This window comes from Postechiella marina (genome assembly GCF_039538365.1).
Classification (GTDB): domain Bacteria; phylum Bacteroidota; class Bacteroidia; order Flavobacteriales; family Flavobacteriaceae; genus Postechiella; species Postechiella marina.
Genome location: NZ_BAABCA010000008.1, coordinates 121,262 through 143,603 on the forward strand (window position 1 = coordinate 121,262; position 22,342 = coordinate 143,603).

Consider the following 22,342-nt stretch of genomic DNA (forward strand, 5'->3'; position numbering starts at 1 on the left):
AACTATCTATCTAACCCTGTAATTGAGTATAAAGTTGAACCATCGGCTCTAGTAGATGTTGCGTTAGCTAACGGATCTGTAAAGTGGGTACCATCTGCAGGTTTCCATCCGTGGTTTTGAGTAATTAATAAGAAAGAGTTCTTACCGTTGTTTACTATATCTGTAACGTCAATCATTCCAGTAATTTCCCATCTAGAACTAGCAGAACCGTATCCTAATTTTTCTGCATAAACTTGGTTACACTCTAAAACAACTTTTAAATCTCCTGTATTTAAGTTGTATTGGTATAATCTTGCGTAGTGATCTTTTGGTGCGCTACCATTTACATCATTACCAATAGCTGGATCTTCTTGGATGTAAGCATAGTTTTCTGTTACTAAAATATTATCTGGAGATAAGAAACCTTCAGCTTTACCACCAACAACATCACCATCTAATACACAAGTGATTTTAGCAGAACCAATTGGATCGTTTTCGTTAAAAACTAATTTGTAAATACGTCCAGAAACAGTTCCTTTATCTACAAACTCAGCTTTGTCTCTTCCTGTTGCACAGAAATAAATTTCTCTATTATCAGTAGCTGTACCTTTTTTCCAATCTATATCTTCAACTCTAACAAATCCCATTGCGCCTTTGGCTTTGGCATCAGCATTTAAATCTTCAACACTAGATTTTTCTGTTAATTCTACAAACTCAACATCATATTCTGTACCTTCAACCATATCAACTTCGTAAGTTATACCAGGAGAAGTTACTTTAATAGTGTATAATTTACCACCTTCTAAATCGCCTTGGCTACCAACGTAAACCCCTAAATGTCCTTGAGGCACATCTCCACCGCTATCATCATCACCAATAACAACAACAGTGTTGTTTGGGTAAGCGTTTTTATTTAATACTACTGCATTTTCTGTAGACCACTGTCCTAAAGCAGGTAATAATTTAGCAGTTCCTGCATCGTCAGCAGATTTGTAAGGGTCTGTAGCAAAAACTCCTTTAGAAGCTCCTCCCCATTCTCCTCCAGATAGGTATAAAGGTCCAAAACCGTGTTCTTCTGGAGTAACCATAGAGCCAGAACATTGAGCTGTAGATCCTGTTGCAGCAGCATTTAAAATGTACTCACCGTAGTAAGGTTTTAAATCTTCAGTTAATTTAATTCTAGCAATAGAGTAATCTGCTTCAATGTTATTAATTAATGTAAAAGTTCCGTCAGCTTCAGCTAATAAACCAGCACCATCTGCCATAGAACCATATACAAAATCAGGTGAGTTAGGTATAATATCTTCAGAAGAAATAATTGGTGTAATTTTTAAGTTAGAAAAATCACTTGTTACTTTAACTAAAGAAGGTGTTTTTGAGGCAGTTAAATATACTGATGCATCAGTACCATCTTCGCCATCTTCACCATCTTGTCCATCTTCTCCATCTTTTCCGTCTACTCCATTAATACCGTCTTTTCCATCTTCATATTCGCAACTTGTTAAAAGAGAGGTTGTTGCTGTAAAAGCAAGAAGTAATAATAAGAGTTGTACTGTTTTTTTCATTTTGTTAGTTATTTAATTTTAATCATTAATTTTTGTCAAAATTAGAGCTAGACCATTCAAATCTTGTTAAGCTAGTAAGGTTGTTTTATTATCTTAGAGTTATTTAAAAGTTATTTAGGTTAATGGGGTGTTAATGTTTATAATAGTTCTAAATAAGTAGTTTAAACGCGATGTTTTGTGGAAGTAGTTTTACTAATAGTATAAAACTCTTAACGAAATTTTTAGATTTATAAAATTTGAATAGCCTTATATTTACACACTTATTTAAATTAAAGTATGCAACAAGATCATATTCCGTTTCGTAATACGGGTTATTTCTCTAAATTAATGTGCGATTATCTAGACGAGAATCAAAGTGTAAAAACATTTTATAATCGTTTTCCTAATATTGATAACTTCAAAAATCAAATTGAAGAAAAGACGAATACGTTTACTTTAGCGTCTAGAGAAACGCTGGTTTCTGTTTTAAAAAAACAATATAAAGGAGTAGAAGCCTCTGAGTTAACACTGCAAAACATAGAGTATTTAAGTTTAGAAAATACATTTACAATTACTACAGGGCATCAACTTAATTTATTTACTGGGCCTCTTTACTTTTTATATAAAATTACATCGGCTATTAATTTGGCCAAAGCATTAAAACAAAATTATCCGGAGTTTAATTTTGTGCCTGTTTACTGGATGGCAACAGAAGATCACGATTTCGAGGAAATTAATTATTTTAATTTTAAAGGCAAAAAAATACAGCTAAATAGAGAAGCATCTGGAGCTGTAGGCGAATTGTCAACCGAAGGGTTAGATGATGTTTTTGAAGCTTTTTCTAGTCAATTAGGTCAAACAGATAATGCAGAATTTTTAAAAACACTGTTTAAAAAGAGTTATTTAGAGCATGATAATTTAGCTGATGCTACTCGATTTTTAGCAAATGAGTTGTTTAAAAATTACGGACTTATTATTGTTGATGCCAATGAGCGCGAGTTAAAAAGAGAGTTTATACCTATTATAAAAGACGAATTATTAAACGAAACATCTTTTAAAACTGTTACCAAAACAAATAGTTTACTTGAAGAGTCGTATAGTATTCAAGTAAATCCTCGCGAGATAAATCTTTTTTACATCACCAAAAATTTACGAGAACGCATTATTTTTGAAAATGATGTTTATAAAGTAAATAACACAGATATTAGTTGGACTAAAAACGAAATACTGGAACATTTAGAAGATATGCCAGAGCGCTTTTCTCCAAATGTTATAATGCGCCCTTTATATCAAGAAGTTATTTTACCAAACTTATGTTATATAGGTGGAGGCGGAGAAATAGCGTATTGGTTTCAGTTAAAAAAATATTTTAATACTGTAAATATTCCGTTTCCTATACTATTGTTGCGTAATTCAGTTTTAATTCAAACAAAAAGTCAGCAAAAAAAGCTTCAGAATTTAAAAATATCAAAAGAAGATATCTTTTTAAACCGCAACTCTTTTATCAATAAAAAAGTACGAGAAATTTCTAATATAGATATCGACTTTTCAAATCAGAAAAAACATTTAGAGCAACAGTTTGTAGAAATGTATAAGATTGCAGAACAAACAGATAAGTCGTTTTTAGGAGCAGTAAAATCTCAAGAAATAAAACAATTAAAAGGATTAGATAACCTTGAAAAGCGTTTGCTTAAAGCTCAAAAAAAGAAATTATCTGATCAAGTTTTTAGAATGACAGAGATTCAGAATGAGTTATTTCCGCGTCAAAGTCTTCAAGAAAGAAATACTAATTTTTCTGAATTTTATTTAGAGCATGGCAGTCAATTAATTCCTAACTTAGTAGCAACATTAGAACCCTTAAAAGGGGCGTTTTTAATTTTAAGCTTATAAGAATGCAAAGTATGCACAAAATTGATATGGATTTGGTTGAAATGACATTAGATGTTATGAAATATACCATTGACAGAATATCATCATCAAAAATAAAAATTGGCAAACCTAAAAAAGAAGAAGAACTTAGGGAGTTAGTAGGCGAAACAGTTACAGAAAAAGGAATTGGTGGTGAGTATGCTTTTAATTTATGGAAAAAACATTTATCTAAGGCAAATGTACCAGTAGATCATCCTAGAAATTTAGCCTTTGTACCAGCATCTCCAACCAGAACAGCAATTATGTTCGATTTGGTAACCTCGGCATCAAGTATACATGGAGCGTATTGGATGGAAGGCGCAGGAGGTATTTTTTGCGAAAACGAAGCCATGAAATGGATTGTGTCTTTAACCGGTTTGCCTAAAGGTGCTTTTGGAGTGTTTACTAGTGGTGGTACAGCAGCCAACTTATCGGCTATGGTTACAGCACGAGAACATTGGAGAGAACATGAGGAGTTTAGAGGAGAAAAAGGATTGATTATAACCTCTATTGGAGCGCATTCATCAATTAAATCGATGGCTAAAGTAATAGATGTTGATGTTTTATTGGTGGAGTCTGAAGATGTTTTACACGAAACGGAGTTGCAAAAAACAATAGACAATCTATCTAAGGATGAGCGCAAGCGTTTGTTTGCTGTAGTTGCTACTGGCGGAACAACTAATGCTGGTATTATTGATGATTTGGATGGCGTTGCCAACGTTTGTAAAAAAGAAAACCTTTGGTATCACATTGATGCAGCTTATGGTGGTGGAGCTTTGGCTGCCGATTCTGTTAGGCATTTATTTAATGGTATAGAAAAGGCAGATAGTATAACTATCGATCCGCATAAATGGATGTTTTCTCCTTACGATTGTGGAGCAGTAATTTATAAAGATCCGCAATTGGCAAAAAATGCACATTCGCAACAAGGATCTTATTTAGATATTTTTAAAGATGAAGGTGCACACGGTTTTAATCCTACAGATTACCAAATACAACTAACACGCCGAGTAAGAGGTTTGCCTTTATGGTTTTCTTTAGCTGCACATGGTACAGACCGCTATAAAGAAGCGGTAGAGCGTGGTTTAGAGCTAGCACAAATAGCAGGTAAACTTATTGAAGCAGATCCTAATGTAGAGTTGGTAAGAGCACCTAGTTTATCTTGTGTTTTGTACAGAAGAATAGGTTGGCAGCCAGAAGATTATACGCATTGGACTTACGAAAACCATAGAAAAGGGTTTGCATTGGTAACACCAACAAAATGGAAAAATGGAGATAGCTACGAAACGGTTTCGCGTTTCTGCTTTATTAATCCAGATACGACCAAAAAGGATATTCAAATGATTTTGGATTCGATGAAATAAAAAAATGAAAAAAGATTAATCTTGAATTCGTCATTATAAAATCAATTGTTATTTTTGCGCATGCAACACGACAAGGTATTAATTTTAGACTTCGGATCGCAATATACACAGCTTATTGCCCGTAGAGTTAGAGAACTCAACATTTACTCCGAAATACATCCATTCAATAAAATTCCAACAAACGTAGAAGACTACAAAGCTGTAGTGCTTTCTGGTAGTCCAAACTCGGTAAGAGGCGAGGATGCTTTACACCCAGATTTATCTAAGATACGTGGTTTAAAACCCATGTTAGCAGTTTGTTATGGGGCGCAATATTTAGCGCATTTTTCTGGTGGCGAGGTAGCGCCTTCTAATACTAGAGAATACGGACGAGCAAATTTATCATTTATTAAAAATGATGAAGCTTTTTTTAAAAATATAAACGAAGGTAGCCAAGTTTGGATGAGTCATAGTGACACCATTAAAAGCTTACCACAAAGTGGTGTGTTATTAGCAAGTACTAATGATGTTAAAAATGCAGCTTATAAAATTGAAGGAGAAACAACTTATGCTATTCAATTTCACCCAGAAGTATATCACTCTACAGACGGGAAACAACTTTTAGAAAACTTTTTAGTTGGTATAGCTGGTGTTAATCAAGATTGGACACCAGATTCTTTTGTAGAAGAAACTGTTGAAGCTATACAAGATAAAGTAGGAAACGATAAAGTTGTTTTAGGACTTTCTGGAGGTGTAGATTCTACTGTAGCAGCAGTTTTATTAAACAAAGCTATTGGTAAGAATTTATATTGCATTTTTGTTAATAACGGATTGCTACGTAAAAACGAATTCGAAAGTGTATTAAAGCAATACGAAGGTATGGGACTTAATGTTAAAGGTGTAGATGCTTCAGAGCGTTTTTTAGCAGCTTTAGCAGGTGTTGAAGACCCAGAGAAAAAACGTAAAGCCATAGGTAATGCGTTTATTGAAGTTTTTGATGACGAGGCTAACAAATTAGAAGATGTTAAGTGGTTAGCTCAAGGCACTATTTATCCAGATGTTATAGAAAGTGTATCGGCAACAGGAGGACCATCTGCAACAATTAAAAGTCATCATAACGTAGGCGGTTTACCAGATTTTATGAAACTTAAAATTGTAGAACCTCTTCGTGCTATTTTTAAAGATGAGGTAAGACGTGTAGGTGCAACATTGGGTATAGATCCAGAGTTATTAGGACGTCACCCTTTTCCTGGTCCAGGTTTAGGTATTCGTATTTTAGGCGATATTACCGCAGAAAAAGTAAGGATGTTACAAGAAGTTGATGCTATTTTTATTAATGGATTAAAAGAATGGGGACTATACGATAAAGTATGGCAAGCAGGAGCTATGTTATTACCAGTTAATAGTGTAGGTGTAATGGGAGACGAGCGTACTTACGAAAAATGTGTTGCGCTTCGTGCTGTAGAAAGTACAGATGGAATGACTGCCGATTGGGTAAATTTACCTTATGAGTTTCTACAAAAAACATCAAACGATATAATAAATAAAGTAAAAGGCGTTAATAGAGTAGTTTACGATATTAGTTCTAAACCACCAGCAACAATAGAGTGGGAGTAAATAAAGGTGACTAAAGCTTGCGCTTTGTGTCTTACGTTAAAAAGAGGTTAACTATGTAAAATAACTATTTCTAGTAGCTATAGTGTATGGTTAACCTCTCTCTAATAATTTATTTTATTAATGTCATCTCTTATAACTGCATTTTGCGTATATAAGTAAACAATTACATAAACAACGTTTCTTTAAGTTTAGAGTATTTTGGCACACTAAATGTATAGATAACGTTAACAAAAGTAATTTATGCTGTTTATTTGGCTAGTTACTTTGCTTAAAAAGCTATTAAAAATTAATTACATGGTTAAAATCTTTTCCGTTTTTTGTTTAATTTATTTATTAAACATAAGTACAGTTCAAGCTCAAAATTTTAGCACACATCAAGTAAAAAAAGGAGAAACTATAGAGGCTTTAGCAAAACGATATAACGTGTCTCTTTCTCAAATTTACAGTTATAACCCAGATGCTAAAGAGGGTTTAAAGCCTAATACTATCTTAATTATTCCTAAATCTAAAACACCACAGCCAAAGGTTACAGAGATAAAGGAATTGCAGGGGTTTAAAGAGCATAAAACTAAACGTAAAGAGACCTTATATAGCTTATCTAAAAAATATAATGTTTTAGAAGAAGATATTAAGAAATATAATAAATTTTTATACGCAAATCCATTACGTAAAAACGATAAAATTCAAATTCCAATTTTTAAAATAACAGAAGTTGTCGAAGAGGTAAAAACCAATAAAACATATACTGTTTTACCAAAAGAAGGTAAATGGCGTGTTGCATATAAATTTGGAATAACCGTTAAAGAGTTAGAAGAACTTAACCCAGATATGGGAGAGGTTTTACAACCTGGGCAAAAAATAAATGTACCAAATATAGATGCTGCAAAAGAAAAGACAGTAGACGAGAAGTATAGTTATTACAAAGTACTACCCAAAGAAGGTTTTTATAGATTAAAACTGAAATTAGGTATCGAGCAAGCAGAATTAGAAAAGTTAAACCCAGGTTTAAAAGAAAGTGGTTTAAAAGCAGGGACGATTTTAAAAATTCCTTTTAACAAAGCTGTGGCTGCTACAGAAGATAGAAAAGAAAATGTAGATTTAGCAACCTCTATAACCGATTTTTCTACCAAACACATTGCAGTAATGTTACCTTTTAGGTTAAATAGAGTAGATTTTGATTCTATTTCTGGTACTAAAAACAGTATAACAAGAGACCCTTATTTACGTGCATCTTTAGATTTTCATTCGGGTGTTTTAATGGCTGTAGACCAGTTAAAAGCATTAGGCGTTTCTTTAAAAGTTGATGTTTACGATACTAAAAATCAAGTTAGCGAAGTCGATTATATTATAAAAAACAATAATTTTGAAACGGTTGATGCAGTTATAGGGCCATTAATTGCTAAAACGTTTCAAAGAGCTGCAGTAAATTTAAAACCTTTGCATATACCAGTTATTTCGCCTATTGGTAATAATTTAAAATTACACGATAATGTTTTTCAATCTAAACCAGCCGATGGTTTAATTAAAAGCAGAATTATAAATTTTGTAAAAGCAGATACTCTTGTAAATAATATTATTATTATTTCTGATGTAAAACATACTGCAGTAGCCAACGAGTTAAAACGTGAGTTTAATAGAGCAACAATAGTGTATTCTCGTAAAAACAAAGAAGGGCAAGACGAAAATTATGTGGTTGTAGATGATATTAAAAATGTGTTAAAACCAGGAAAGAATATTGTTTTTCTTGAAACAAAGAATGAAGGATTTGCTTCAAATGTAACAAGCATTTTAAATTCTTTAATTCAAGTTGAAAATTCTCAAGAAAAGTTAAAAGAAATCTCTATTGTTTTAGCTACAACTAATAAAAACAAGGCTTTTGAAGGCGACGAAATTTCTAACGAGCATTTATCTAATCTTCAATTTCATTTTGCAACAGCGTCTAAAGAATCTAAAGAAGAGGATGATGATTTATTTATAAAACAATACACCAAAGCCTATAAAGAAACACCTAATAGTCGTGCTGTATTAGGTTACGATTTAACTATGGATACAGTTTTAAGGTTAGTAACATCATCAGATTTATATATGTCTGTAAACGAGGCACCGCTAACAGAATATGTAGAGAATAAGTTTGCATATAAAAAGAAACTTTTTGGCGGTTATTATAACGATACTGTGTACTTAGTAAAGTATGACGATTTAAGTATTGTTGAAGTAGAGTAATAGTTTACATATTTTATAATTAGGATTTAAAATAAAAGTAGGTTGATAAAAGTTTTCTTAGCTATATGTTGTTTTTTGAGTTTTCAAAATGATAAAGAAGTAAGAACTTGGTCTGAGAATTATAAACTTACTTGGGAAGACTTTAAAGGTAAAGCAAACTATAATGTAGGCTCTGCAGCTGTTACAACCTCAGGAATTTCGTTTGGTTATTCTGTTAAAGTTAAAAACAATAATGTTGTTAGTTTTACAACAGAGGTTTTTGCAAATTTTTATCCTCAAAAATCTTGGTATAAAAAGGAATTAGCAAATAATCATATTCTTAAACACGAACAATTGCATTTTGATATAACCGAATTATATGCGCGTAAGTTTAGGCAGCAAATAGAAATGCTTGAGCCTGATAACGAAATAAAAAACACGTTAAAAACACTGAATAAGATTATTAATGACGAATTAAAAGCCTTGCAGGATCTTTTTGACGAACATTCTAACCATTCTATAAATAAAGAAGAAGAATTAAAATGGCACCTTTTTATTAAAGAAGAGCTTGCTAAATTAGCTCAATATAAATCTGTAGATTAAAAACTTATGATGCCCGATAAAAACTTCTTAATTACATTGGCGCATACAAAAATGCCCTTTGGAAAATATAAAGACCGTTATTTAATCGATTTACCAGAATATTATGTGGTTTGGTATCATAATAAAGGGTTTCCTAAGGGTAAATTAGGTGATATGCTTAAGCAGGTTTACGAGCTTAAATTAAATGGCCTAGAAGATTTAATACGTAATATACAGCGTAAGTATCCTAAATAGAGATATAACTATACTTTGTAATGTGTTTTTGGTTTAATAAAAAAAAACTAATTGGTTAACCCTTTTGGGTCTCCCAATTAGTTAAGAGTATTTAAATTAGTCACTCTCTTTTTATTCATATGTTATAAGAATATCTGCCACCTTTTGTAAATCACTTTCATTAATTTCAGTTTTTGGTGCCAACGGAAACGTTTGTTGTCCAGGTCTGCTTACAAAAGCAGCACGCCAACCAGCCCAAAGTGCTCCTGCAACATCCCAGCCATGTGCAGCAATAAGCATGCAATCTTCTGGTTTTACATTCATTTTGTTTGATGCCCAATTATAAACATCTTTAAAAGGTTTAAACTTTCCAACCGATTCTATACTTAATAAATCATCGAAATATTGGGTTAAACCAGCTTTTTCAATTTTAGTTTTAAGACTTTCATTGTTAGAATTGGTTAAAGCCACAAGCGTAAAACCTTCATTTTTTAATGCCTGTAATGCGTCTTTAACTTCAGGATGTGGTGGCAAATCTTGTAAAGCATTTACAACAATATCTCTTGCTTCTTCTTCGGTAATTGTAATACCATTATTAGCAGCAACCATTTGTAAAGCAGCTGCACCAATATGTCCAAACGGTTTGTATTGTCCGCTTGCCGAAACCACTAACGAGTATTGCAGCATGGTTGTAAACCACAAAGACAGTAAATTGTCTTTACCTCCTAAAGCATCTCCAACCTGTTTTTTCATAACGGTTAGATCTAAAAGTGTTTCGTTTACATCAAAGAAAATTACTTTAGGTTTTATGTTGCTCATGTTGTTAAAAAAAGTGTTGTGTACGATTAAAAAAAACTAATTAGCTAAAGCAATTTTATTAACGGTAAATTCCATGTTAGAAATATCTTCACCTGCTTCATTAATTCTAGCATTTGTAAAGTATAAATAGCCATTATAAATGCTAAAAGTATCTGCCCATTTTATAATGTCGCCTTCAACTAAAGTGTGTATGCTACCATCTGGTTTTCTATAATTAATTTTATTATGTTCTAAATCGCCAAAATATAAATTACCGTTTTCGTCCATAATCATACCATCTGGAGCAGACGTTTTAGTCTCAAAAGTAACTGCTTTTTCAATGGCTTCAGTGTTATTTTTATTTAATGCTTCTGTAGATATGCTATGTAAATTGTAACCTGTAAGTGCATGATAATATAATTTATCATTTTTAGTATCTAAAGCAATGCCATCAGAATGTATTTGTTTTTCAAACCTGTTTGTTCCAAAGGTTAAAAATTTAGCGTCAGCTTCAGTAGAAGAATGATTATCTAAAACGCGTGTGAATTTTTCAGATTTTAAATCTAAAATTACTAATCCGGAATTTCCAGAATCTGTAAAGTAGATTTTGTTATTCTTTTTATCTAGACGTAAATCGTTTATATAAGAATTTGGGTGATAAGCCTCTTCATTTAAAATATAAGTATGCTCTAAATTTTTAGTATTTATGTTAAAAACAAAAATTCTTGGTGCATCTAAAACTTCTTGAAACAACGCGCTTCTGGTATCCAAAACATAAATAAGATTGTCGTAAACCACAACAGATTGTACACCAACAAATTTGTTTTCTTCTGCTTCATCTCCAATTTCCCATGAGTTCCATGCTTTGTTTGGAAAAGGTGAAATCGTGTCATTTTTTATTTCTACTACAGCATTATTTACACCTTTTCTCCATCTTGGAAAATTAACAAAAATGCGACCACTGTTACTCACAGAAATACCAGTAACTTGTTGCCCTTTAAAGGCAGTTATTTGGGTTACTTTAGGTGTTTCGGTTTGCTCTGTAATTTCAACAGATTCTGTTTTGCTTTGTGTTTTGTCTTTACAAGAAATAAACAATATTGAAAGAACAAGAATATAGTAGAATGTTTTCATAATTTACGAATTTGATTTTTTATACAAATAGAGGTTTAAAAATACCAATACTATATAAGAAATAGGCATTACAGGTGGTTTAAATTCTAATGGTAATAGATCTGCAGGAATATCTGGATGCAAATGCGTGTACACAGCAACTACCATCATTATAATTATTGTTAAATTGCCTAAGTAGAATATTTTTTCTCTCAGGTTTTTGCTTAGGCTATTGCCTTTAAATGCTAAAAAAAGTAGAGCCAAACCAACACCAATTTCGCTAAATTTCACAACATATTGCATAACATTTGGTAACGGAAAACCAATACCTGTTAGGTGTTTGTAAATAAATGTTTTAAAAGGTTCTCTAAATTTTGCTAAACCTGGAACAAAGATTATGAAACCTAAGATTCCTGTTAGAATTCTAACTGATTTTTTCATTTTAAAAATGTTATTTCAATTGTTTTAAAGCTGATAATATTTCCGAAGGTTCTGCACGTTGTGTATAATCTGCATCTAGAAAAGCATAAGTAATTATTCCGTTGGTATCTATAACGTACGTTGCAGCTAACGGTAATTCATTACTTGTGTCTCCATTAACTTCGTTTAGTCCAAAACCAGCATTGTAGATACTTGCAACACCATCGGTTAAGGTGTAAACTACACCATATTGTTTACCAATTAGGTTTTCAACATCACTTAAAACTGTAAATTCTAAACTGTGTTTTTCTGATGTACTTAACGAGTTATCTGGCAATTCTGGCGTTAAAGCCAAAAGCGTAGCACCTTCTTGTTTAAATTCTGGTAATTTTTCTTGTAAAGCGTGCAAAGTAATATTGCAATATGGACACCAACCACCTCTGTACCAAGTTAAAACTACTGGTCCGTTTTTTAATTCGTTGTATAAACTAACCGATTCGTTTAAGGCATTTTTTAAAGTGAAATTAGGCGCTTTGTCGCCAACTTTTAAAGCCGAATCTAAAACTCCAGAGTTTTGTACACTAGAAATTCCATCTGCATATATTCTTTTCTTTTCGTCTGTAAATTTTACTGCACTTGCTTGACGTATTTCGTCTAGTTTAGCATCTAATTTACCTTTTTTATTAGAACTCATACCTTTCTTTTCTTTTGAAAAATTATAAAATTAAACTGCTTGTTGTTCAGCAATTAACTCGGTTAATACTTGTTTAAAAGTATCTACAGGTTGCGCTCCTGTTACTGCACTTTTACGATTAAAAACTATAGTTGGTACCGAGTTTACACCCATGTTTTTCCAATAGTTTTGTTTGTTTCTTACTTCCAATCGTGCTTCATCGCTATCTAATTTCGCTAAAGCTTCATCTGCATTTAAACCAACTTCTAAAAGGGCTTCTTTTAAAATGTCTTTTTTAGACACATCTTTTCTATCGCTAAAAAAGGCTTTTGTTAAAGTCATTTTTAATTCGGTTTGCTTACCAAAATCCTTAGCATATTCTAATAAAACGTGAGCATCAAAAGTGTTAGCCATTCGCATCTCATCAAAATAATCGAATTTAAAACCTAGTTCTTCACCAGCATCAGTCATCATTTGTTGCGATTGTTTTTGTTGCTCTAATGTAGAGCCATACTTTTCGGCTATATGTTCAATAACATTCTGGCCTTCGGCAGGCATATTTGGGTTCAATTCAAACGGTTGCCATTCTATGTCAATTTTATCAGCAACACCTAATTCTTGTATTGCTTTTTCTAAACGTTTGTAGCCAATGGTACACCAAGGACACACAACGTCTGAAACAATATCTATTTTTAATTTATCTGCCATAATTAAAATGTTATTAATTCACTAATTTGAAGCTCAGCTTGAATATTACTATAGTTTTTTACATCTGCAGCAAAGGTTTCTGCATGAGGTCCAAAAGATTCTTGGAAAGCTTCAATACTATCAAACTTTAAATGCGCTATAGCTACATAAGGAGCATACTCACCTGGAGTTCTACTCGCTATACCTAAGTCTAATTCTAAATCTTTTAAGGCGCTACCAACTAATTTGGATACCATTGGTAAGTGCGTGTTTTTGTAATAATCTGCATCAAACTGTACATCTTTACTGTTTGGATACATTACTGATACTTTTATCATGTTTTTTTGTTTTTAGATTAATAAACCTTCCTCACAAAAGGAGGAAGGTTTACAGCTATCAATCAACTCAATGGTTTCTAGGGATTTGAAACCATATTATTTTTTAGCCCATGCAAACTTTGAAAAAGCTGCATCAACAGGTGTATTTGCTATATGATTAGTATAGTTACTAATTGTTTTTTGAGATAAACCTAAGATGATATCTAAAATGTGTTTTTCTTCGTATCCAGCTGCGTAAAAAGCATCTAAATCTGCTTGAGAAACATTACCACGATTTCTAACAATACTTAACGTCATAGTACGTAAAGCTTCAAGTTTAGAATCTGCTAAAGGAGTTTCGTTACGTAAAGCTTCAGTAATATCTTCATCTATTTTCATCATGTTTGCAATTCCTGTATGTGCAGGAACACAGTAATGACAAGCATGCTCTACGTTAATGGCTTGCCAAACTACAGTTAATTCCTCTTCGTTAAAAGATGATTGTGTAAATAACTCGTGTAATTTTTGGTAGCCTTCTAAAATTTGTGGTGAAGCTGCTAAAACGCCGTGTAAACCAGGAATCATTCCGTATGCTTTTTGAGAGCTTTCTAATAATGCTTTGCTACCTTCTGGTGCAGTTTCGATGTTGTGAATTTTTAAAGTTGTCATAATTTCTTGTTTTTATTTTAATATTCTGTTAATCTTTTCTAAACGTTCGTTTAGTTATTGTGTAAAAAAAATGTTTATAAGTTTTTGAAGACCATTTCTATATAATCTTCAATCTCTTCTTTTGTGTTAACTCTAGATGCTGCTGCTAAACCGTGTTTTGCTAGCAATAAATAGTTAGCTTGTTTTGTTATAGTTTCTTCGTTTTTTGAAGTATCCATTTCTAGCTTTTCAATAATTATGGCTTTTAAATTATCCATAAAACTATTCATTTGCTTTTGAATGCATTCATCTTCTTTTTCAGAAAACTCATTATATGTGTTAGTAAGAAAGCAACCTTTGTTTTTGTCGCTTTTAAAACTTGAGTTTACAGAGTCATAAAAAAATTGTTTAATATCTTCAATTCCGTTATTTCCTTTTTTAAGCTTATCTAGTACATTACTAACTTTAGCTTTATATAGTTTTAAACTTTCTAAAAACAAACCATGTTTGTTACCAAAACTAGAATATATAGAAAACTTGTTAATGCCCATTTCTTTTTCAAGCATTTGCATAGATGTGGTTTCATAGCCATTTTTCCAAAAAAGATTCATTGCTTTTTCGACCACTTCAGTTTCGTTATATTGTTTTGTTCTAGCCATGTTTACTTTCCGCGAAAGCGAAATACTAATTAATTACAATGCAAAACTAAACGATTGGTTAGAAATAAAAAAGCTTTTAACATTTTTTTATGTTTAATTAGTTTGAGTATATGTCTTTTTAGGCAAAAGCCTCTTTGTTTTAAAGGGTTTAAATTTTACTAAAAACACCTAAAATTAGCTGTTAACAACTCATCTCGAAATAACTAAAAAACAATTCTTAAATAACTATTTAAATTTTGTAAATTTGCCTGCGTTTATAAGCGCAACATGACAGGTAAGACAAAATACATATTTGTAACCGGTGGGGTTACATCATCTCTAGGAAAAGGAATTATAGCTGCATCTTTAGCAAAGCTATTACAAGGTCAAGGTTATAGAGTGACCATTCAAAAATTAGATCCTTATATTAATGTAGATCCAGGAACTTTAAACCCGTACGAACATGGTGAGTGTTATGTTACCGAGGATGGAGCAGAAACAGATTTAGATTTAGGGCACTACGAACGTTTTTTAAACGTACCAACCAGCCAAGCCAATAACGTTACTACTGGTAGAATATACCAAAGCGTTATACAAAAAGAACGTCGTGGCGAGTTTTTAGGTAAAACTGTGCAGGTTGTACCACATATTACAGACGAGATTAAAAGGCGTGTGCAGTTACTTGGGCAGTCTGGTGATTACGATATTGTAATTACAGAAATTGGTGGTACCGTAGGAGATATAGAGTCTTTACCATATATAGAAGCTGTACGTCAATTACGTTGGGATTTAGGAGAAGATAACGGTATTGTTATTCATTTAACTTTAGTACCATACTTATCTGCTGCAGGAGAATTAAAAACAAAACCAACTCAACATAGTGTAAAAACGTTAATGGAAAGTGGAGTGCAAGCCGATATTTTGGTTTGTAGAACAGAGCACGACCTACCAAAGGATTTGCGCAGAAAGTTAGCCTTATTTTGTAACGTAAAAGAAGATGCAGTAATACAATCTATAGATGCTTCGACCATTTACGATGTGCCAAATTTAATGCTAGAAGAAGGCTTAGATAAGGTTGTACTTAAAAAGTTAGGTTTAAAGAGTTCGGTTCCAGATATAGCAAATTGGAACAAATTTGTACACAGGCATAAAAATCCAAGAAGCGAAGTTACTATTGGCTTAATTGGTAAATATGTAGAGTTACAAGATTCTTATAAATCTATTCTTGAGGCCTTTATTCATGCAGGGGCAGAAAATGAGGTTAAGGTTGTTATAGAGTCTGTGCATTCAGAATACTTAAACGACGATAATATTAAATTAAAACTAGGACATTTAGATGGTGTTTTAGTAGCTCCAGGTTTTGGAGAAAGAGGTATAGAAGGTAAAATAACAGCGGTAAAATTTGTGCGCGAAAACAACATTCCATTTTTAGGTATTTGTTTAGGTATGCAAATGGCAGTTATAGAATTTGCACGTAATGTTATTGGTATATCTAATGCCAATTCTACAGAAATGAACCCAGAAACTCCAAATCCGGTTATCGATTTAATGGAAGAGCAAAAAACCATTACAGACAAAGGAGGTACAATGCGATTAGGATCTTGGAAGTGTCAATTAAAAGAAGATAGTATTGCTGGTAAAGTTTATAAATCTGATGTTATAAGCGAGCGCCATAGACACCGTTACGAGTTTAATAGCAATTTTAAACCACAAATGGAAGCAGCAGGTATGATAGCTTCTGGTTTAAACCCAGATACAGGTTTGGTAGAAATAGTGGAAATTCCTGAGCATCCATGGTTTGTTGGCGTGCAATATCACCCAGAATATAAGAGTACGGTTTCTAATCCGCACCCATTATTTGTAGCCTTTGTAAAAGCGGTATTAAGTTATCATAGAAAAAAATAAAGTGTCAGTGTGGCATAAAATTAAATTTGGATAGCTTTTTGACTAAAGCTAAATAATTATAGTAAAGGCCTGATAGGTGTATAAAACTTGTCAGGTCTAAAATTTGAATTACATGGAAGAAAAGAAGTTAGATATTAATTCGATTATAGGATTTGTTCTTATTTTTGGAATATTGGCCTATATGCTATGGCAAAACCAACCTACGCCAGAAGAATTAGCAGAACAAGAAAAAGCTAAACAAGAGCAGGTAGAGGCAGAGAAAAAAGCAAAGCTAGATAGCCAAACAATAGAAACAACCGCACAAGATTATACAGTTGGTACAGCAGATTCTCTTCAATTAATTCAACTTAAAAATAAATTAGGTGCTTTTGCTTATTCTGCAACTGTAGCTTCTGATAAGGAAACAGCAGTAGAAACAGACTTGTTCTCATTAAAATTTAATAGTAAAGGGGGATATTTATCTGAGGTTAAACTTAAAAAGTTTGTAGATTTTAATGATAAGCCTATCTACATTGTAAAAGATAACAATGCAGCTTTTAATATTAATTTTGGAACAACAGATAGTCGTATTTTAAATACACAAGATTTATACTTTCAACCTAGCATATCTAAAAATGGCAAAAACACAGTAGTTTCTATGAAACTTAAAGTGTCTGAATCTAAATTTTTAGAATACCGTTACGAGTTGAAACCTAACGATTATATGATTGATTTTAGTATTCGTTCTCAAGGTTTAAGCGATGTTATTAATAGTTCTCAAGCTATTAATTTAGATTGGAAACTAAAAACCTATCGCCATGCTAAAAGTATAAGCTACGAAAATAGATATACAGAGGTTGTTTACGAATACGAAGATGGTAAAGATGATTATTTAGGACAACAAGAATTAACAGATGATACTGCAGAAGAGGTAACCTATGTTGCTTTTAAACAGCACTTTTTCACATCGGTTTTATTGGCAGATGCTCCATTTAAAACAGCTGAATTATTTTCTAGAAACTTAGTTCAAAACGAAGAAATAGATACAGTTTACACAAAAACATTTCAAGCCAAATTACCTTTAGAGCTTGCTGGTGGTGAATTAAACAAATCTATGGATTGGTATTATGGGCCAAGCGACTATAAAATTTTAGATGCCTATGGTAGAAATCTTGACGAAATAGTACCACTAGGTTGGGGTATTTTTGGTTGGATTAACCGTTATTTGTTTATTCCTTTATTTGCCCTTTTAGGCGGGTTTTTACCTTACGGAATTGCTATTATTGTAATGACAGTTTTAATAAAACTAATAATGTCGTTTGTACAATACAAACAATTCTTGTCTCAAGCTAAAATGAAAATTTTAAAGCCAGAATTGGATGCCATTCGAGAGAAGTATAAAGATAACAAAATGAAAGCGCAGCAAGAAACTATGGCGTTGCAAACAAAAGCAGGAGCAAGCCCTATGGCAGGTTGTTTGCCAGCTTTAATACAGCTACCTGTATTTTATGCGTTGTTTCAATTTTTTCCTTCGGCCTTCGATTTACGTCAAAAAAGTTTTCTTTGGGTAAAAGATTTATCGTCTTATGATGTTATTGCAGAGCTTCCGTTCCATATACCTTTTTATGGCGATCATGTAAGTTTATTTCCAATATTAGCATCTGTAGCTATATTCTTTTATATGCGATTAACAACCGGGCAAAATGTGCAAGCACAACCACAACAAGAAGGTATGCCAGATATGGCAAAAATGATGAAATATATGATGTATTTCTCTCCTTTAATGATGCTGTTTTTCTTTAATAATTATGCATCAGGATTAAGTTTATATTACTTTATATCTAACTTAATTAGTATTGGAATTATATTGGTAATTAAGAATTTTATTCTTGATGAAGATAAAATTCATGCACAAATGCAAGAGAATAAAAAGAAACCTAAAAAAGAAAGCAAGTTCCAAAAGAAGATGAAAGAAATGATGGAGCAAGCAGAGCAACAAAAGCAAGCACAGCAAAATAAGAAAAAGTAGTTTTCTGTTTAAATAAAGATATTAAAAAAGCTGTCAAAATAATTTTGGCAGCTTTTTTGTTATATACAATTTAGAGTTATTTTTATCGTTCCTTATCTGTTTTTAAGAGAAAAAGAGTATTATTAAAAGTTAAAAGATGAAGTTTTTAAATCAGTTTATAGTTTTGTTTTTAGTGTCGATATGTTCTGTTTCTGCACAAAATATTAATCAATTTGATGCTCAAGGTAAACGCCACGGAGTATGGAAAAAGAATTTTGAAAATACTAAAGTTTTAAGGTACGAAGGGACTTTTAATCATGGTAAATAAGTTGGGCTTTTTAAATTTTATAAAAAGATAGATAATAAACCTGTTTTATCTGCTAGCAAGCAATTTAACGAAACAGATAATATAGCTTATGTTAAATTTTTTACTTCTAGAGGAAAAACAATAAGCGAAGGTCAAATGCGTGGTAAAATTTACATTGGCGAATGGAAATATTATCAAAAAAATGCTAACGACTTATTAATATTAGAACATTATGATATGTCTGGAAACTTAATAGGAGATCGTTTTATTTATTATAAAAACGGACAAATATCAGAGCAATCTCATTATGTAAAAGGAAAGTTAGATGGTGAGTCTATATCTTATGCCGAAAACGGGGTAGTACTTAAACGTTTAATTTATAGCCTTGGGCAATTACACGGTGTTTCAAAATACTTTAACCCTAAAGGAGATTTAATAACACAAGGACGTTATAAGAATGGAAAAAAAGATGGTGTATGGTCTTATTTTAAAGAAGGAAAACTTATAGATAAAAAAGACTTTAGTTATAAAAGTAAATACAAAAAGAAAGCTCCTTAATTTTAAGGAGCTTTCTCGCTATATGCTAATTTGCAAAAAATAACAATCAAATAAACAAAAACATTATTGTAAACTAGGCAATACAACTTTATCTATAGCATGAATAACACCGTTTGAAGCTTGTACATCAACAGCAATAATGTTACTTACTCTGTTATTCGTATCTGTTAACGTTGCTCCTCCAGTAACATTTGCAGTAATGTTGCCTCCTAGGGTTGGTACTGTAAAATTATCTGTTAAATCTGTAGAAACCACATTTAATCCGCCAACTACATGATGGTTTAAAGTTGCTTTTAATGTAGGCTCGTCTATATCAGCTAACGTGGTGTTTAACTCGTTTAATAAATTAGCAAAAGCCATGTTTGTAGGTGCAAAAACAGTAAAAGGCGCAGGAGATGTACCGTCTTCAGTCGATAAAACTTGTACAAAATTAGTTGTTAAATCATCTCTTGTAAGCGCAGTTACTAGTGTCGAAAATTCGGGGTCTGCTAAGGCAAAGTCTACAACATTTGGTAAGTCTATAACATTATTAATAGCATGAATAACACCATTTGTAGCAACAATGTCTGCTACTTGTACAGTAGATATGCCATTAAACATTACACCATCGGTAGCATTAATATATATACTCATAGCATTGCCTCCTGCTCCAGTAGCACTAGTGTTAGAGTACCCTGTGCCCAAATTAATCAAGTCTGTAGATAAAGTAGTACCAGACATTACATGGTTTAGTAATATTTGAGACAGCATACTAGTATCTACATCTGCTAAAGCAGCTCCATTTAAAAAGGAGGTAAAGGCATTGTTGTCTGGAGCCAATACTGTAAACGGTCCGTTTCCACTTAATACACTTACTAAATCGCCATCGGCAGCACCAAGAGCAGAAACAAGACTACCAAATTCTGGGTTTGCAATAGCATGATCTACCACTGTTGGTAGTGTAATTACTTTGTCTACAACATGTACTGTACCGTTCGAGCTAATTAAATCTGCTCCGCCCGATACTACCGTAGAGATTCCGTTAAACATAACACCATTACTCGTGCTAAAGTATAAACTAAGTTTATTACCATCTGCGCCATCTGCATTTGTTTTTGTGTATCCACTTCCTAGAGATGTTAAGTCTGTAGATTTAACATCACCAGAAATAACATGGTTTAATAACACTTGTTGTAAAACAGCAGTATCTATATCATTAATAGTATTCCAGTTAGAATTACTATCTAGTAAATCTTGAAAAGCATCATTAGTAGGTGCTAATACGGTAAATGGACCTGTGCCACTTAATACATTAACTAAGTTACCGTCTGCAGCTTGTAAGGCTTCTACTAACAAAGAAAGGCTGGGAGTGGCAATAGCGTTTTCAACTATGGTAAATTTAGAAGGATCAATAGTAATTTGGTCATTATTATCATCGTCATTGCTACATGAGTGCAGAAATATAGAGACAAACGATAATAGACAAAGACTTTTTAAAGCTGTTAATGTTTTCATGATTTTAAGTTTTGTTTAATGAATATGTATTTATATTAAACAAATATAATAAATTTTGTTTGATGTTTTTGATAAAAATTTAAACAAAAATATTTTTAACATTTTACTAAGATAGATGCTTGGTTAATTATATCTTTAAATATATGTATCTTTGTATGCTAATTTTAAAAGTATGAAACGCGTAATAATAGGACTTTCTGGAGGTGTAGATTCAAGTGTTGCTGCCTATATTTTAAAGGAGCAGGGGTATGAGGTTATTGGTTTGTTTATGAAGAATTGGCATGACGATTCTGTAACCATTTCAGATGAATGTCCTTGGTTGGACGATAGTAACGATGCTATGCTTGTTGCAGATAAATTAGGTATTCCGTTTCAAACGGTAGATTTAAGCGAGCAATATAAAGAGCGTATTGTAGATTACATGTTTAACGAATATGAAAAAGGAAGAACTCCAAACCCTGATGTGCTTTGTAATAGAGAAATTAAGTTTGATGTATTTATGAAGATAGCATTAGAGCTTGGTGCAGATTACGTTGCTACAGGTCATTATTGCAGAAAAGGAACGGTTAATAAAAATGGAGAAGAGGTTTATCAATTATTAGCAGGAGTAGATGGAAATAAAGATCAGTCTTACTTTTTATGTCAGTTATCTCAAGACCAGTTAGCAAAATCTTTATTTCCAATAGGCGAATTAACAAAGCCAGAAGTAAGAGAAATTGCTGCAAAATTAGATTTAGTTACTGCAGATAAAAAAGATTCTCAAGGCTTGTGTTTTATTGGTAAAGTAAAATTGCCCGATTTTTTACAGCAACAATTAAAACCTAAAGAAGGTGTTATTGTGGAGGTGTCTAAAAATAATTCTAAATTCAATAAGGAAGATATACAGTTTAATTCTAAAGAAGAAGAGCTGGTATATTTATCTCGAAAAATGAATTTTACAGAAGAAGATGGAAAAGTAGTAGGTAAACATCAAGGCGCTCATTATTTTACAAAAGGACAACGTAAAGGCCTAGGTGTTGGAGGCACAGTAGAGCCTCTTTTTGTTATCGATACAAATGTAGACGATAATATTATTTATACAGGGCAAGGTAAAGCACATCCAGGAATATATAAAACTGCATTGTTTATAGATAATGAAGAGTTGCATTGGGTAAGGCCAGATTTAAAGCTAGAAAATGGTAATAGTATGCAAGTAATGGCAAGAATACGATACCGCCAAACTCTAGAAAAAGCAACATTATACAAGGTAGAATCTGGTTTATATATTGAGTTCGAAAATCCGCAATCTGCTATTGCAGAAGGACAATTTGCAGCTTGGTATCTAGAAGACGAATTAGTTGGTTCTGGAGTTATTTCGTAACTTTAGTCGAAATTAGCTAGTAGACTAG

At 32.3% G+C, this 22,342-nt stretch carries 21 protein-coding genes; 11 read left to right on the forward strand and 10 right to left on the reverse strand.

Annotated elements, in window-relative coordinates:
* Positions 1 to 2: 2 nt before the first annotated feature.
* Positions 3 to 1,544 (reverse strand): alkaline phosphatase PhoX, encoded by a 1,542-nt coding sequence (locus tag ABD715_RS17085; protein ID WP_344789557.1) that lies wholly within the window; start codon positions 1,542 to 1,544, stop codon positions 3 to 5.
* A gap of 276 nt (positions 1,545 to 1,820) precedes the next feature.
* Between ABD715_RS17085 and bshC the strand changes: the two genes are divergently transcribed.
* From bshC to ABD715_RS17115, 6 genes are all read left to right on the forward strand, one after another.
* Positions 1,821 to 3,413, forward strand: coding sequence for a bacillithiol biosynthesis cysteine-adding enzyme BshC (gene bshC, locus ABD715_RS17090; protein WP_344789558.1), 1,593 nt, complete (start codon positions 1,821 to 1,823; stop codon positions 3,411 to 3,413).
* Between the two features lie 11 nt (positions 3,414 to 3,424).
* Positions 3,425 to 4,795 (forward strand): pyridoxal phosphate-dependent decarboxylase family protein, encoded by a 1,371-nt coding sequence (locus ABD715_RS17095; protein WP_344789559.1) that lies wholly within the window; start codon positions 3,425 to 3,427, stop codon positions 4,793 to 4,795.
* A 60-nt stretch (positions 4,796 to 4,855) separates the two neighbouring features.
* Positions 4,856 to 6,391 (forward strand): glutamine-hydrolyzing GMP synthase, encoded by a 1,536-nt coding sequence (gene guaA, locus ABD715_RS17100; protein ID WP_344789560.1) that lies wholly within the window; start codon positions 4,856 to 4,858, stop codon positions 6,389 to 6,391.
* A gap of 294 nt (positions 6,392 to 6,685) precedes the next feature.
* Positions 6,686 to 8,614: a PBP1 and LysM peptidoglycan-binding domain-containing protein gene (locus tag ABD715_RS17105; protein ID WP_344789561.1), complete on the forward strand. Its 1,929-nt coding sequence runs from the start codon at positions 6,686 to 6,688 to the stop codon at positions 8,612 to 8,614.
* A 75-nt stretch (positions 8,615 to 8,689) separates the two neighbouring features.
* Positions 8,690 to 9,196 carry a DUF922 domain-containing protein gene (locus ABD715_RS17110; RefSeq protein WP_344789562.1) on the forward strand — a complete coding sequence of 169 codons (507 nt, stop codon included), beginning with the start codon at positions 8,690 to 8,692 and terminating at the stop codon, positions 9,194 to 9,196.
* A gap of 6 nt (positions 9,197 to 9,202) precedes the next feature.
* Positions 9,203 to 9,430, forward strand: coding sequence for a DUF3820 family protein (locus ABD715_RS17115; RefSeq protein ID WP_344789563.1), 228 nt, complete (start codon positions 9,203 to 9,205; stop codon positions 9,428 to 9,430).
* 111 nt (positions 9,431 to 9,541) lie between these two features.
* Here the strand turns inward: ABD715_RS17115 and ABD715_RS17120 are convergent, their stop codons facing one another.
* The 8 genes from ABD715_RS17120 to ABD715_RS17155 form a co-directional block, all read right to left on the reverse strand.
* A complete protein-coding gene (locus tag ABD715_RS17120) occupies positions 9,542 to 10,228 on the reverse strand; it encodes a haloacid dehalogenase type II (RefSeq protein WP_344789564.1) in 687 nt (228 codons plus the stop codon).
* A gap of 36 nt (positions 10,229 to 10,264) precedes the next feature.
* Positions 10,265 to 11,341, reverse strand: coding sequence for an L-dopachrome tautomerase-related protein (locus tag ABD715_RS17125; protein ID WP_344789565.1), 1,077 nt, complete (start codon positions 11,339 to 11,341; stop codon positions 10,265 to 10,267).
* A gap of 3 nt (positions 11,342 to 11,344) precedes the next feature.
* Positions 11,345 to 11,761, reverse strand: coding sequence for a hypothetical protein (locus tag ABD715_RS17130; RefSeq protein WP_344789566.1), 417 nt, complete (start codon positions 11,759 to 11,761; stop codon positions 11,345 to 11,347).
* A gap of 10 nt (positions 11,762 to 11,771) precedes the next feature.
* Positions 11,772 to 12,434, reverse strand: coding sequence for a peroxiredoxin-like family protein (locus tag ABD715_RS17135; RefSeq protein WP_344789567.1), 663 nt, complete (start codon positions 12,432 to 12,434; stop codon positions 11,772 to 11,774).
* Positions 12,435 to 12,464: 30 nt separating this feature from the next.
* The gene (locus ABD715_RS17140) at positions 12,465 to 13,121 is read right to left on the reverse strand and encodes a DsbA family oxidoreductase (RefSeq protein WP_344789568.1); all 657 of its coding nucleotides are present in this window, start codon (positions 13,119 to 13,121) and stop codon (positions 12,465 to 12,467) included.
* Positions 13,122 to 13,123: 2 nt separating this feature from the next.
* Positions 13,124 to 13,438, reverse strand: a complete 315-nt coding sequence (locus ABD715_RS17145) for an EthD family reductase (protein ID WP_344789569.1) — start codon at positions 13,436 to 13,438, stop codon at positions 13,124 to 13,126.
* A 96-nt stretch (positions 13,439 to 13,534) separates the two neighbouring features.
* The gene (locus ABD715_RS17150) at positions 13,535 to 14,086 is read right to left on the reverse strand and encodes a carboxymuconolactone decarboxylase family protein (RefSeq protein WP_344789570.1); all 552 of its coding nucleotides are present in this window, start codon (positions 14,084 to 14,086) and stop codon (positions 13,535 to 13,537) included.
* Between the two features lie 74 nt (positions 14,087 to 14,160).
* Complete coding sequence (locus ABD715_RS17155) at positions 14,161 to 14,724, reverse strand: TetR/AcrR family transcriptional regulator (RefSeq protein WP_344789571.1); 564 nt, start codon at positions 14,722 to 14,724, stop codon at positions 14,161 to 14,163.
* Positions 14,725 to 14,991: 267 nt separating this feature from the next.
* On the opposite strand from ABD715_RS17155, the gene pyrG reads away from it, so the two are divergent.
* The 4 genes from pyrG to ABD715_RS17175 all read left to right on the forward strand — a co-directional run bounded on the left by pyrG (position 14,992) and on the right by ABD715_RS17175 (position 19,460).
* Complete coding sequence (gene pyrG / locus ABD715_RS17160) at positions 14,992 to 16,608, forward strand: CTP synthase (RefSeq protein ID WP_344789572.1); 1,617 nt, start codon at positions 14,992 to 14,994, stop codon at positions 16,606 to 16,608.
* 112 nt (positions 16,609 to 16,720) lie between these two features.
* The gene (gene yidC / locus ABD715_RS17165; protein WP_344789573.1) at positions 16,721 to 18,616 is read left to right on the forward strand and encodes a membrane protein insertase YidC; all 1,896 of its coding nucleotides are present in this window, start codon (positions 16,721 to 16,723) and stop codon (positions 18,614 to 18,616) included.
* Positions 18,617 to 18,752: 136 nt separating this feature from the next.
* Entirely contained in the window at positions 18,753 to 18,923 is a 171-nt protein-coding gene (locus tag ABD715_RS17170) for a hypothetical protein (protein ID WP_344789574.1), read from the forward strand.
* 135 nt (positions 18,924 to 19,058) lie between these two features.
* Positions 19,059 to 19,460, forward strand: a complete 402-nt coding sequence (locus ABD715_RS17175; RefSeq protein WP_344789575.1) for a toxin-antitoxin system YwqK family antitoxin — start codon at positions 19,059 to 19,061, stop codon at positions 19,458 to 19,460.
* Between the two features lie 63 nt (positions 19,461 to 19,523).
* On the opposite strand, the gene ABD715_RS17180 is transcribed toward ABD715_RS17175, so the two are convergent.
* A complete protein-coding gene (locus ABD715_RS17180) occupies positions 19,524 to 20,954 on the reverse strand; it encodes a fasciclin domain-containing protein (protein WP_344789576.1) in 1,431 nt (476 codons plus the stop codon).
* 172 nt (positions 20,955 to 21,126) lie between these two features.
* Between ABD715_RS17180 and mnmA the strand changes: the two genes are divergently transcribed.
* A complete protein-coding gene (mnmA, locus tag ABD715_RS17185) occupies positions 21,127 to 22,314 on the forward strand; it encodes a tRNA 2-thiouridine(34) synthase MnmA (protein ID WP_344789577.1) in 1,188 nt (395 codons plus the stop codon).
* Positions 22,315 to 22,342: the final 28 nt, after the last annotated feature.